This window comes from Vibrio sp. R-1, assembly GCF_035615595.1.
Taxonomy (GTDB): Bacteria; Pseudomonadota; Gammaproteobacteria; order Enterobacterales; family Vibrionaceae; genus Vibrio; species Vibrio cholerae.
The window spans coordinates 1-13,531 of the sequence record NZ_WPDC01000088.1; the positions used below are offsets into that span (position 1 = coordinate 1).

10 protein-coding genes are annotated in these 13,531 nt (G+C 50.5%); 2 read left to right on the forward strand and 8 right to left on the reverse strand.

Going from position 1 to position 13,531, the window contains the following annotated elements:
* Positions 1 to 131: 131 nt before the first annotated feature.
* The 4 genes from recG to gmk form a co-directional block, all read right to left on the reverse strand.
* The gene (recG, locus tag GOU96_RS14700) at positions 132 to 2,210 is read right to left on the reverse strand and encodes an ATP-dependent DNA helicase RecG (protein ID WP_267781584.1); all 2,079 of its coding nucleotides are present in this window, start codon (positions 2,208 to 2,210) and stop codon (positions 132 to 134) included.
* Between the two features lie 118 nt (positions 2,211 to 2,328).
* On the reverse strand, positions 2,329 to 4,446 hold the full coding sequence (spoT, locus tag GOU96_RS14705) for a bifunctional GTP diphosphokinase/guanosine-3',5'-bis pyrophosphate 3'-pyrophosphohydrolase (protein WP_000280452.1): 2,118 nt from the start codon (positions 4,444 to 4,446) through the stop codon (positions 2,329 to 2,331).
* A gap of 31 nt (positions 4,447 to 4,477) precedes the next feature.
* Positions 4,478 to 4,750: a DNA-directed RNA polymerase subunit omega gene (rpoZ, locus tag GOU96_RS14710; RefSeq protein WP_000135052.1), complete on the reverse strand. Its 273-nt coding sequence runs from the start codon at positions 4,748 to 4,750 to the stop codon at positions 4,478 to 4,480.
* Between the two features lie 107 nt (positions 4,751 to 4,857).
* Positions 4,858 to 5,481, reverse strand: coding sequence for a guanylate kinase (gmk, locus tag GOU96_RS14715; RefSeq protein WP_000515793.1), 624 nt, complete (start codon positions 5,479 to 5,481; stop codon positions 4,858 to 4,860).
* A gap of 367 nt (positions 5,482 to 5,848) precedes the next feature.
* Here gmk and GOU96_RS14720 point away from each other — a divergent pair, with 367 nt between their 5' ends.
* Positions 5,849 to 6,520 (forward strand): 7-cyano-7-deazaguanine/7-aminomethyl-7-deazaguanine transporter, encoded by a 672-nt coding sequence (locus GOU96_RS14720; protein WP_001015358.1) that lies wholly within the window; start codon positions 5,849 to 5,851, stop codon positions 6,518 to 6,520.
* 97 nt (positions 6,521 to 6,617) lie between these two features.
* On the opposite strand, the gene GOU96_RS14725 is transcribed toward GOU96_RS14720, so the two are convergent.
* Positions 6,618 to 8,321, reverse strand: a complete 1,704-nt coding sequence (locus tag GOU96_RS14725; RefSeq protein WP_000354544.1) for a sodium:solute symporter family protein — start codon at positions 8,319 to 8,321, stop codon at positions 6,618 to 6,620.
* A 10-nt stretch (positions 8,322 to 8,331) separates the two neighbouring features.
* Positions 8,332 to 8,598, reverse strand: coding sequence for a DUF4212 domain-containing protein (locus GOU96_RS14730; protein ID WP_000874728.1), 267 nt, complete (start codon positions 8,596 to 8,598; stop codon positions 8,332 to 8,334).
* A gap of 377 nt (positions 8,599 to 8,975) precedes the next feature.
* On the opposite strand from GOU96_RS14730, the gene GOU96_RS14735 reads away from it, so the two are divergent.
* Positions 8,976 to 10,721, forward strand: a complete 1,746-nt coding sequence (locus GOU96_RS14735; protein WP_000340298.1) for a potassium/proton antiporter — start codon at positions 8,976 to 8,978, stop codon at positions 10,719 to 10,721.
* A gap of 101 nt (positions 10,722 to 10,822) precedes the next feature.
* Here GOU96_RS14735 and GOU96_RS14740 read toward each other — a convergent pair whose 3' ends face one another.
* A complete protein-coding gene (locus GOU96_RS14740) occupies positions 10,823 to 11,452 on the reverse strand; it encodes a response regulator (protein ID WP_000378642.1) in 630 nt (209 codons plus the stop codon).
* A gap of 172 nt (positions 11,453 to 11,624) precedes the next feature.
* Positions 11,625 to 13,427, reverse strand: a complete 1,803-nt coding sequence (locus GOU96_RS14745; protein ID WP_042989350.1) for a protein-disulfide reductase DsbD — start codon at positions 13,425 to 13,427, stop codon at positions 11,625 to 11,627.
* Positions 13,428 to 13,531 lie beyond the last annotated feature (104 nt).

The following is a 13,531-nucleotide window of genomic DNA, read 5'->3' on the forward strand; positions in this document are numbered from 1 at the left end:
ATCAGACTCTGCTCTGGGTAGAGAGGTAAACGTTTGCGCTTACCGGAAAATGGCGGCGATTATAGAGGTTTTACTCAGGAAAGCAAACGTTTGCTTGTGGGGTTTTAGACCGAATTGATGAGGATCAAAAGCTAAGCTTTGGCGTAAATATCGCGCTCGTCTAACCAGCGGTCGATGATGGCTTGTGCATTTTGTGGGTAGCGTTCATGGATATGTCGTGCGATGCGTTGTACTTGCGGAACCAGTTGCTGATCGCGTACCAGATCAGCAATTTTGAAATCGGCTAAGCCGGTTTGTTTGGTGCCTAATAGCTCTCCGGGGCCGCGAATTTCCAAGTCGCGCTGCGCGATGACGAAGCCATCATTGCTTTCACGCAGAACGCCTAAGCGTTTTTGAGCGGTTTTTGACAATGGCGCATGAAATAGAAGCACACAGTGGCTGGCAACTGTGCCACGTCCGACTCGGCCGCGTAGCTGGTGTAGTTGAGCCAGCCCCAAACGCTCGGGGTTTTCAATGATCATCAAGCTGGCATTGGGTACATCCACGCCCACTTCAATCACTGTAGTGGCGACGAGCAGATGCAGCTCATTATTTTTAAACGCTTGCATTACCGCTTGCTTCTCGGCGGGTTTCATCCGGCCATGCACTAAGCCGATTTTGACTTCGGGAAGTTTACGTTGCAGTTCTTCTGCCGTTTCTGCGGCCGCTTGTGCTTCCAGCACTTCGGATTCATCAATCAAAGTACACACCCAATACGCTTGCTTGCCTTCATTGAGGCAGGCGTGGCGAATGCGCTCGACAATCTCATCGCGTTTGGTATCCGGAATCGCTACGGTTTGAATCGGAGTACGCCCGGGGGGTAACTCATCAATCACCGAGGTTTCCAAATCGGCATAAGCCGTCATCGCTAATGTGCGCGGAATGGGCGTCGCGGTCATGATGAGCTGATGCGGGTACGCGCCTTGTTTTGCGCCTTTCTCGCGCAGCTCTAAACGCTGATGTACCCCGAAGCGATGCTGCTCATCAATAATGACCAAGGCTAGATGGTCAAACGACACTTGCTCTTGAAACAGTGCATGGGTGCCGACCACCATTTTCACTTCGCCACTGGCGATGCGTGCCAGCTCCGTTTCCCGCGCTTTGCCTTTAAGCTTACCCGCGAGCCACCCCACTTGAATGCCCATCGGCTCTAGCCACTGCGCAAAATTGAGCGCGTGCTGCTCGGCCAACAGCTCGGTGGGGGCCATCAAGGCTACTTGATAGCCATGCTCAATCGCCCGCACTGCCGCAAGCGCTGCGACTAAGGTTTTGCCTGAGCCGACATCACCTTGCACTAAGCGCATCATAGGATGTGGTTTTTCTAAATCCGCTTCGATTTCGGCAACCACACGTTGCTGCGCCTTAGTCGGTGAAAAGGGCAGTTGCGCTAAAAGTTGCTGTTTAAGCTGGTGAACAGGAGCCAGAGGCAAGGCCACATCTTGCTGGCCTTGACTGCGAATCGCAAGCATCGAGAGATTCTGCGCCAGCAGCTCTTCCATGATTAGCCGAACTTGCGCCGGATGTCGCCCTTGTTCAAACAGGCGCAGATCGATATCCGCCGAAGGGCGATGAATGATTTTGAGCGCTTGGGCCAAGGTCATCTGCTGATCGTAAAGCCCAGACGGCAGTAATTCTTGCACCGCAGATTTCTCAAGCAGCGCCAACGCTTGGTCGGTCAAATTACGCAGGGTGAGTTGGCGTAAGCCTTCAGTGGTTGGGTAAACCGGAGTGAGGTTCGGTTCGACATCGGGTGTTTGTGCAGGAGCAAAGAATTTGTAGTCAGGATGGATGATCTCTAAGCCTTGATTGCCACGTTTGATCTCCCCATAAGCATGCACAAATTTGCCTTCCGCAAAGTTGTTTTTCATCGCCGCGGTGAAGTTAAAAAAACGCAGCGTCAGCGTGCCATTACCATCACTGATTTTCACGGTGAGCATTTTGCGTTTGCCAAACAGGGTATCCACCGCCATCACTTTGCCTTGTACCGCAGCCCATAAACCGTGGTGCAGTTGCACTATCGGATAAACGCGAGTGCGATCCTCATAACGCAGCGGAAGATGAAACAGCAGATCCTGCACCGTGTGCAAACCGACTTTCTCCAGTTTTTCGGCGACTTTGGCCCCGACACCGGAGAGTTCACTAAGAGGAACGGCTGAGAGGAGTTGTGACATGCGCGTTTGATCTAACCATTTGACTTAATGGCTATTCAAACATCGAGCTGTGTTTTTGTACAGGAAAAATTGCCCAAGATAGGGGTGAAACGCAGGTTTCCCCCTGGCTTGGTGTTGTTCAGTTCTTACGGCGGCGCACTTTAAGCGCGTGGGGCATGGTGCGAATTTTGCGCATAATGCCAGCTAAATGTACTCGATCTTTGGTGGTGAGCAGAACCGTGACCGTGTACAAGCGACCATCGCGCTCTTCCGTTGACAGGCCATGAATATTCGAGCCCGTTTTGGAGATCACATTGGTCAGTTCTGCCAGTGCACCTTGGCGGTTTTGCATATCCACTTTCAGCTCAGTAATGAACTCTTGATCGTAATCTTTGGTCCATTCCACTGCCATGTACTTGTCTGGCTCTTTTTGATAGCCGCGTACGTTTGGACAGGTTTCACGGTGTACCACTAAGCCACGTCCCGGTGAAACGTGAGCGATGATGTGATCGTCAGGAATGGGGTGACAACAGTTGGCAAAGGTGAGCAGAATGCCTTCTGCGCCGCGGATCGGCAGTTTATTTTTATTGCCGCCGGATTTGCTAGGCTCGGTCAGTTCATCAGCATTGCCAAGTAGACGGCGTGCAATCACGATACTCATCAACTCACCCAAACCAATCGCGGCCAGCAAATCATCCATCGAAGCGATTTTTAGATCGCTCAAGACTTTGCTGATGTTCTCTGGGGCAATTTCGTTAACCGAGTGTTCGCCAAGCGCATGGTTAAGTAGGCGACGACCGAGAGTAATCGAGTCTTCGCGACGCATCGTTTTCAGCACTTGGCGAATTTTGGTGCGTGCGCGCGAAGTCACCACATAGTTGAGCCATGCCGCATTCGGACGAGCGCCCGGCGCGCTAATGATCTCTACCGTCTGGCCACTTTTCAGCGATTGGCTGAGCGGGTATGGCGTGCGATCGACTCGCGCGCCGACGCAGGTATTACCGATGTCGGTATGTACCGCGTAAGCAAAATCGACGGCGGTTGCGCCCATTGGCAGCTCAACGATACGGCCTTTGGGGGTAAAGACGTAAATCTCATCTGGGAACAGATCGGATTTGACGTTTTCGATAAATTCAAAAGAGTTACCGGCACTTTGTTGTAACTCGAGCAGGCTTTGCATCCAGCGCTGGGCTTTAATTTGCGCGGTAGTGCCGCCTCGTTCACTATTGGCTTTGTACGACCAATGGGCTGCCACCCCTTTATCCGCCATCTGATCCATATCTTCGGTACGGATCTGCACTTCTACGGGAACACCGTGTGGGCCAACCATGGAAGTATGCAGCGATTGATAGCCGTTGGCTTTCGGGACAGCGATGTAGTCTTTCATTCGCGCAGGGCGTGGCTTGTACAAGCTATGCACCTGACCCAACACGCGATAGCAGGTATCTGCGGTATCCACCACAATCCGAAACGCGTAAATATCCATAATGGTGTGAAAGCGCTGCTCTTTGGTTTTCATCTTGTTGTAGATGGAGAACAGATTTTTCTCACGACCCACCACGCGAGCCGGCAGCCCCACTTCTTGTAAGCGGCCTTCGATTTCACTGTGGATGCGTTGGATCATCTCTTTGCGGTTACCGCGCGCGGCTTTCACCACCTCTTTAAGAACGCGATAACGATTCGGGTAGAGCGCTTCAAAGCCTAACTCTTCGAGTTCGGTTTTTATGTTATGGATACCCAAACGATGGGCGAGGGGAGCATAAATTTCTAAGGTTTCACGGGCAATGCGGCGTTTTTTATCCGGACGCAGTGCACCGAGGGTGCGCATGTTGTGCGTGCGGTCGGCCAGTTTGATCAGGATAACCCGAATATCCTGCACCATGGCCAGCACCATTTTGCGAAAGTTTTCCGCCTGCGCCTCTTTGCGATCGCGAAATTTGAGCTTATCGAGCTTAGACACCCCGTCCACCAACTCGGCGACTGAGCTGCCAAAATGGGCATCTAAGTCTTCTTTGGTGACATCACAATCTTCAATCACATCATGCAGCAGTGCCGCTTGTAGCGTTTCTAGGTCGAGACGCATCTCGGCGAGAATTCGCGCTACGGCAACAGGGTGAATGATATAAGGTTCGCCGCTTGAGCGGGTTTGCCCTTCATGGGCATCTCTGGCTACCACATAAGATTGGCGCAGAGCCTCAATTTGAGGCTCTGTGAGGTATTCTTGGGCAACGTCTTTTAGACTATCGAATAGATACAAATTTCAGGCCCGGCGGGTTAAATCGCTACGATTAACGGTTGTGCATGATGCTGCTAACTGCAGCCAGCTCTGCCGCTTCTTGTTCTTGCTGCTCTTGACGCTCACGCGCATCCAGCACATCTTTCGTGATCAGCCCTTCTTCGATTTCGCGCAGAGCGATAACCGTTGGCTTATCGTTCTCTTCCGGCACCAATGCATCTTTACCGCCAGATTGCATTTGACGAGCGCGGCGAGCCGCAACCAGAACTAAGTCGAAACGGTTGCCAATTTTTTCAACAGCGTCTTGAACTGTTACGCGTGCCATGAGAACTCCAAAATTTAGTTAACTGATAAGTTGAATGACGAGAAAGTATACAGGCTAACCGGTTGAGATTCTAGCAACGGGATAGACTGATAACCCAAGCTGGCTGTTTATTCAGCCAACAGAGCAGACAACATAGCGCTATATTTAGCAGCTTGCTTGTCTTGCTTCAATCTTTCTGCACGAATGATGGCTTTGAAATCCATTAATGCGACATCAAAATCATCATTAATGATGACGTAATCATATTCGCTGTAATGCGAAATCTCAGATTTAGCCTCACCCATGCGTTTAGCGATCACCGCTTCGCTGTCTTGACCGCGCGTGTTTAAGCGGCGTTCCAGCTCTTCTTTCGAAGGCGGCAGGATAAAGATGCTTTTCGCTTCTGGCATTTGGCTACGGATTTGACGCGCACCTTGCCAGTCGATATCGAGAAACACATCAATCCCTTTGTTGAGTGTGTTTTCAATCCACACCCGAGAAGTGCCGTAATAGTTGCCAAACACTTCTGCGTATTCGAGGAATTCCCCTTTGCCGATAAGCTCAATGAAATGTTCTTTCTCGACAAAATGGTAATGAACGCCATCTTGTTCGCCGGGGCGCATACCACGTGTGGTATGTGAGACCGAGACTTTCATTGCATAGGTTGGGTTTTGCTCCAATAGGGCGGCAATTAAGCTTGATTTGCCTGCGCCACTGGGTGCAGAAACGATATAAAGAGTACCTTTGCCCATCGATTCGGTTCCACTTAGGTTGGGATTGTGTCTTTGCCTTAACCGGCAATGATTTAAAGATAGCACTGACTGGATCCAGAATGGATGATTTTTCAGCCAGAAAAATGGAGGCGAAGAGTAGCACGATCTGCAAGATCTTCTCAAGCGTTGCGATGGCTTGTCGGTTAAACTCTCCGCGCAAAAAGGATGATCATTTCGGAATGATGACGCCATCGTTTGCTCAAAAAATACCCTTGCGCCGGATAACGTTTGGGATATAATCGCCGCCCTTGTGAGTTGGCTGTTGGTCAACCATGTAAAATTTGAGTCGGAAGCGTGCTTCCAATTTGGGTTCCCTCGCCCCCAAACCAAACTAAAAAGGTACAGTATGAATCACTTTACCCCTGCGCAGCAGCGCAAAGCCCTTGGCTATCTTGTTTTGTTTCACCTCGTGATCATTGCGTCGAGCAATTATCTGGTGCAAATCCCGTTTACGATTTTCGGTTTCCACACTACGTGGGGCGCATTCACTTTTCCGTTTATCTTTTTAGCGACCGATCTCACCGTACGTATTTTTGGTGCAGGATTGGCGCGTAAGATCATTTTTCTGGTGATGCTTCCTGCATTGGCGGTCTCTTACTTGCTTTCGGTGGTGTTTTTTGAAGGCCAATACCAAGGTTTAGCACCGCTGAGTGAATTCAATTTGTTTGTCGCGCGGATTGCGATCGCCAGTTTTATGGCTTATTTGCTTGGTCAGATCATGGATGTGCATGTGTTCAACCGCCTACGTCAAATGAAGCAGTGGTGGGTGGCGCCAACCTGTTCGACGCTGTTTGGTAATGCGCTTGATACCATCGCTTTCTTCTCGATTGCTTTCTACCAGAGTAGCGATCCGTTTATGGCTGAGCATTGGACGGAAATCGCCTTAGTCGATTACACCTTCAAGCTCATCATTAGCTTAGGTTTGTTTGTGCCTATGTACGGTGTCTTGCTTAACTACCTGATCAAAAAGCTGACTGCGGTGAACCCCAATTTTGCGATGGCGAGTGCCAAAGCCTAATTAGACCAAGTGCGACACGGTCGCCGCGGCGAGGAAAAACAAAGCCCGAGAGAAGTCTCGGGCTTTTCACATTTAGGATTGAGTAGTCAGTATTAACTTAGTGGCTGTGTGCCGCGCCTGCACCTTTTGGATAGCGGATAGATTCCACCATATCCTGCACATCTTGTGGTACTTCAGCGGTGAATTTGTTAACCACAATCGCCACCACAAAGTTCAAGCACATACCGAGTGTACCAATGCCCTCTGGGCTGATACCGAACCACCAGTTGGCTGGAACGCTCGCGGCTGGGTTAATGAACTTGAAGTAGATGATGTAAGCTGCAGTAAAGGTGATCCCTGCCAACATACCTATGATCGCCCCTTCTTTGTTCATCTTCTTATAGAAGATGCCAAGGATGATCGCTGGGAAGAAGGAGGCCGCAGCCAGACCGAAGGCGAAGGCCACCACTTGAGCTACGAATCCCGGAGGATTGATGCCCAGATAACCCGCGCCAACGATGGCGAGTGCGGCGGCAATCCGCGCGGCGAGCAACTCCTGCTTATCGGTCATATCGGGTTTAAACCCTTTCTTCAACAAGTCATGAGAAATCGCGGTTGAGATAACCAGTAGCAGACCCGCTGCGGTAGAGAGTGCGGCGGCAAGGCCACCTGCTGCCAGTAGAGCCACAACCCAGTTCGGCAGTTTGGCGATTTCAGGTGAAGCCAGAACGATGATGTCGTTGTTGATGGTCATCTCGTTACGCGCGTCGCCTGAGTAGAACATACGACCATCGCCGTTTTTATCTTCCCATTTGACAAGGCCCGTGCTTTCCCAGTTGCGATACCAAGTCGGTGCTTCAGCAGCCGTCACACCTTGCATGTCTGGACCGTTGATGGTGTCAATCATGTTGACGCGAGCAAAGGCTGCTACCGCGGGTGCAGTGGTGTACAAGAATGCGATAAACACTAACGCCCAACCAGCAGAGACACGTGCATCTGACACTTTAGGTACAGTGAAGAAGCGAATAATAACGTGAGGTAGACCTGCTGTACCCACCATCAATGCTGCGCAGATAAAGAAGACGTCAACCATACTCTTTGAGCCATCCGTATAGGCGGTAAAGCCCAGTTCCACGGCGAGGCCATCTAACTTATTGAGGAGATAGTCATCGGTTCCTGTCAGGGTTGAACCAAAACCAATTTGTGGAATGGGGTTCCCTGTCATCATCAGTGAAGTAAAGATCGCAGGCACCAAGAAGGCGAAGATCAGTACACAGTATTGTGCTACTTGGGTATAGGTGATGCCCTTCATGCCGCCCATTACCGCGTAGAAGAACACGATCGCCATACCGATCACGATACCGACGTTGATGTCAACTTCAAGGAAGCGCGCAAACACCACGCCGACACCGCGCATTTGTCCCGCCACATAAGTGAACGAAATAAAGATGGCACAGAATACGGCAACCATACGCGCGGTTCTGGAGTAGTAACGGTCTCCGATAAAATCCGGCACGGTAAATTTACCGAATTTACGTAGGTAAGGAGCAAGGCAAAGTGCAAGCAGCACATAACCGCCCGTCCAACCCATTAGGTAAACGGTGCCGTCATAGCCGATAAAAGAGATGATGCCTGCCATTGAGATGAAGGAAGCCGCTGACATCCAGTCGGCAGCGGTAGCCATGCCGTTGGCGACAGGGTGTACACCACCGCCCGCAACATAGAACTCACTGGTCGATCCCGCACGCGCCCAAATCGCAATACCGATATAGAGCGCAAAAGTGATGCCGACCAGAATAAACGTCCAGGTTTGAATATCCATGCTCAGCCCCTTAGTCTTCTTGTACGTTATATTTCTTGTCGAGCGCATTCATGCGCGCAACATAGACAAAGATCAGGGCAACAAAGGTGTAGATCGAACCTTGTTGCGCGAACCAAAAGCCGAGTTTGAACCCAGCAAATTCAATCGTATTCAGTGCATCGACAAACAAAATGCCGGCGCCGAATGAGACTAAAAACCACACTGCAAGCAGTGAGCCCATGATCCCCAAGTTTTCCTTCCAGTAGGCTTGAGCATGTTCAGATGATTTGAACGCCATGGCCTTCTCCTTCCTTTTCGTTATCCCGTTAGAGGTGTTAACACAATGTTACGCATCTTAGGTTAGCAGCCTAATAGCAAGGGATCTGTGCAACTTTAGTCGGGGGATTTAGGCCAAAAACATCGTTAAAGCGAAGGGTTATTCGACGGCAGCTATAAAAATGAGATGTTAATCTGATGTTAATGTAGCCAAAAGTATAACGACGACGAGTGGCGTAATGGCTTTTTTGTCGAGCAAAGCTCGCTAATGCGTGATTTGTTTACATAAACTTTTCTTAGTGATGTCATGAATTCGTGCACAATAGGCGGGCAAACTTATTGATAAACAGGGCAATCCGTTAACGACATCAAGTCGTTAATCGCAGACTGGGAGGTAGAGTGGACGCCGTTACGATTAACAGTTTTTTTATGATAGGTGCCTTATTGATAGGCATCAGCGTATTACTTAGCCCTGTCTCCTCGAAATTGGGGATCCCGATTTTATTGGTGTTTCTCGCGGTTGGTATGTTGGCCGGAGAAGATGGCATTGGACAGATTGCCTTTGATAATTATCCCGTAGCCTATTTAGTCAGTAACCTCGCTCTAGCGATTATCTTGCTCGATGGCGGGATGCGCACTCGAGTGGCGAGTTTTCGCGTCGCATTCTGGCCCTCGGTCTCTCTCGCAACCTTAGGTGTTGCTGTAACCACCTTGCTGACTGGTTTGCTCGCGATGTGGCTATTCAATCTGAGCCTGTTGCAAGGTGTCTTGGTTGGTGCGATTGTGGGTTCGACGGATGCGGCGGCGGTATTTTCTCTGCTCAAAGGGCGCAGCCTCAATGAACGGGTTGGTGCAACCTTGGAAATTGAGTCGGGAACCAACGACCCGATGGCGGTGTTTTTGACCGTTACCTTGATCGCAGTGCTTGGCAGCGCCGAAACCAATTTAAGCGCAGGGTTTTTATTGCTCAGTTTTATTCAGCAGTTTGGTGTCGGAGCGCTGCTTGGCTTGGCGGGTGGCTGGATTTTATGGTGGCTAATCAATCGCAACCAATTACCGGAAGGCTTGTACTCGATTCTGGCGGTGAGTGGCGGTTTGATGATTTTCGCCTTGTCTAACGCGTTGGGTGGCAGCGGAATTTTGTCGATTTATTTGACGGGGTTATTGCTCGGCAATCGTCCTACGCGCAGTCGTCACGCGATCCTTAACGTGCTTGATGGCATGACGTGGCTGGCGCAAATTGGCATGTTCTTGGTGCTGGGTTTGTTAGTCACACCATCGGAATTGATGGAGATTGCACTTCCCGGTTTAGCGTTGGCGGTGGGAATGATCCTCTTTGCGCGCCCCATTGCGGTATGGATTGGCCTTGCGCCGTTTAAAAGTTTTACCGCACGTGAGAAATGGTTTGTCTCTTGGGTTGGGCTGCGTGGCGCCGTGCCGATCATCCTTGCGGTCTTCCCAATGATGGCGGGCTTGCCCAACGCTCAGCTTTACTTCAACCTCGCGTTTTTCGTGGTTATGGTGTCGTTGGTGGTGCAGGGCGGAACGCTGACCAAAGCCATGTCGCTGGCTAAAGTGGAACTACCCCCAAAACCGGAGCCGATTTCGCGCACGGGCGTGGAAATTTATCCGACCAGCGAGTGGGAGTTGTTTATCTATAAACTCAAAGCCGACAAATGGTGTATCGGTGAGCCGCTGCGCAATCTGTTTATGCCGGAAGGTACCCGGATTGCGGCGGTGTTTCGCGATAATCAACTGCTGCACCCATCGGGGAGTACCGAATTATGCGAAGGCGATACCTTGTGTGTGATGGCGCAGGAGCGCGATCTGGAATCGCTCAGTCGTCTATTCAGCGAAGCACCAGAAAAAGCTTCTCTTGCGCGCTTCTTTGGCGACTTCTTCCTCGATATTGAAGCGAAATTGCAAGATGTGGCTTTGTTGTATGGTCTGGACTTAGGTGAGCTTGAGGCTGACGCTAAGCTTAAAGATCTGGTGTTAGAACATTTGGGCGAAACGCCAGTGCTCGGCGATTACTTCGAATGGCATGGTTTGCAATGGGTGGTCGCCGATGTGGTGGACTGGAAAGTGACCAAAATCGGTCTGCGCTTACCGCCCGAAGAAGAGCTACAAGAAGGCGCCGAGTAACGATCGCTTGCGCCTTGATATTGCGGTGCTGTTCAACGCCGCTGACCGGTAATGCCAAGACGTTTGGGTATAGCGCGAGTAAGCAGAAATGAGCGAGTGAATCACTCGCTCATTTCTTTTAGCAAGATCACTGCTTGAGTGCGGTTTTTCACGCCAAGTTTGCGGAAAATGGCCGTCATATGCGCTTTTATGGTGGCTTCCGACACATTCAATTCATAAGCAATCTGCTTGTTGAGCAGGCCATCAGACAGCATGCCAAGTACCTTGTATTGCTGCGGAGTCAGCGCGGCCACTTTTTCCGCGAGGTCATTACCGACAAAGCCATCAACCAGTAAATGTGCGGGGAAATAAGGCTCGCCGTTGAGCACTTGATTGAGCGCGGCAATCAGGCTGCGCATATCGCTCGATTTTGGAATAAAGCCAAACGCGCCGTGACTTTTCACCTGCGATACCACGCTAGGTTCTTCACTAGCGGAAATGACTACTATCGGTAAATCTGGGTATTCGGAACGCAAGTGAATCAAACCGGACATGCCATTGGCGCCGGGCATTTTCAGATCCAGCAGCAGCAGGTCTGGCTCTGATTCTTTATTGAGTAGGGTGAGCAAAGCATCCAGCGAGTCCGCTTCCAGCAAATTCGCGCCGCTGATCGCCATGTGCACCGATTGAAACAGCGCATTACGAAACAGGGGATGGTCATCAGCAATGATGATGGTGTAGGTCGAGTCCATGACGTCACAACAGGTTTACCAAACAGTTATAGGAATTATTGTTCTGTTTAGCGCAGTGAACAATCTTTACCCGTTAAAAGTCTGAACTGTATCCCTTTTTAAATGCATGAGTTTGAATAGCGAACACGATTTCGGTGGCGTCGCCCCATCGCAGTGCGAATGGGACGACAACTTATAAACCTTGTTGCGTGAGATGGTCGAGAAACGGTTGCTCGGCCATAAAACCGGTAATACGAGCATTCGGTACCGGCTCGCCTTGCGCATTCCAAAACTCAATGGTTGGCAAACCGAGCACATTCAGCGCCTTGAGTAACTCAATATCCTGCGGCTGATTTTTAGTGACATCGGCTTGCAGCAGTACAAAACCGCTGAGCTTGGTTTCCACTTGCTTGGTGTGAAAGGTGTATTTCTCAAACTCTTTACAGGCCACGCACCAATCCGCGTAGAAATCGAGCATCACAGGTTTGCCTTGTGCTTTAGCCTCTGCCAGTGCGCTTTGCAGCTCGCTTAGATTAGCGATGCGAGTAAATTGGATCTGTTTGACCTGCTGAGCGGTTTGAGTCGGTATCAACCAGTGATTAAGCAGGGGCTGGGCAGAAGCCAGCAGTCCTAAAATCGCGACAATGCCAATTAAGCTCTGTTTCCAACCACCAAACGGCAGACTGTTTTTGACATGGTACAGCCAGCCAAACGCCGCTAAACCGAGTGCCGACCACAGCACGCTGGACCAAAACTCAGGCACAATGCGCTCAAGCAGGAAAATCGGCGCCGCGAGCAGTACAAAACCGAACAGGGTTTTCACTCGCTCCATCCAGTTGCCCGCTTTAGGCAGCAATTTATTGCCAAACACGGCCACCAAAATCAGCGGAATACCCATGCCGATGGCGAGCGCGTACAGGGCGACCGCGCCGGTGAGCAGATCGCCACTTTGTGCCACATAAAGCAGGGCGCCAGAAAGTGGCGCAGTGGTACAAGGCGAGCAGACCAAGCCTGAGATGGCGCCCATGGCAAACACACCGGGTAGGCTGCCGCCTTGCTGAGCGTTACTCAATGAATTCAGCCAAGTCTGCACCCCGCTTGGTAACTGCAGGCTGTACAAACCAAACATAGAAAGGGCGAGCGCCACAAACAGCACGCTTAAACCCATCAGCACATAAGGGTGTTGTAGTGCGGCTTGAAATTGCAATCCAGCCGAAGCGACCACTAACCCAAGCAAGGTGTAAGTGAGCGCCATGCCTTGCACGTAAATCACGCTGAGCAGTAACGCGCGGCGTTGGGTGAGCTGGGCACCGCCAAGTACGATACTGGTTAAAATCGGATACATGGGCAGCACGCAAGGAGTGAAAGCCAGACCAACCCCAAGCGCTAAAAACAGCAGTGGCGTCCACCAATTTTGCGCCAGTTTGTTGGCCAGTGAATCTTGTGCAGACGTGGGGGCGTTATCGGTTTGTGGCAGTGTTGTTTGCGTTGATGTGTTGGTCTTAGGCTCGATAACGCGGTTTGATTCTACGTTAAATGGCGTAATGTCGATCACTCGAGTTTCTGGTGGATAGCAGAAACCTGCTTTGGCACAGCCTTGATACTGCACGATCACTTTGGCTCCGCTTTGATAAGCCACCAAAGGCAGCGGAACAGATAAAGGTGTTGTGTAGATTTTCACATCACCAAAAAACTCATCGTGATAAGGCTCACCTTCGGTCAGTGAGTACTCACCGATCTCAAGATTTTCACCACTGATGCTGATCCTATCTTGATAGAGGTAATACCCCTCTTTGACTTGCCAATCGATAAACAAGGTTGAGCCTTGCTGGAACGCATTAAACGGAAACGCTTCATCGACCGGAACAAAACGGTTTTGTGTCGGAGCAAAACTTGCAGTGCCTGTGTTATTGCCAGCGTTATTACCAAAGAGCGCCCAAGCGGGTTGGGTAAGCAGGGCAAACAGCAGTGAAAAACAGAGTATCAGTGTGCGCATGAGTCAAATCGTGATTAATCATTTACCGGTGATAGTAACCCAATCAGACCCGAGAAGGGCGCAATAAGTTTCAATAAGATGAACATCAACAAGGGAAGCCAGTG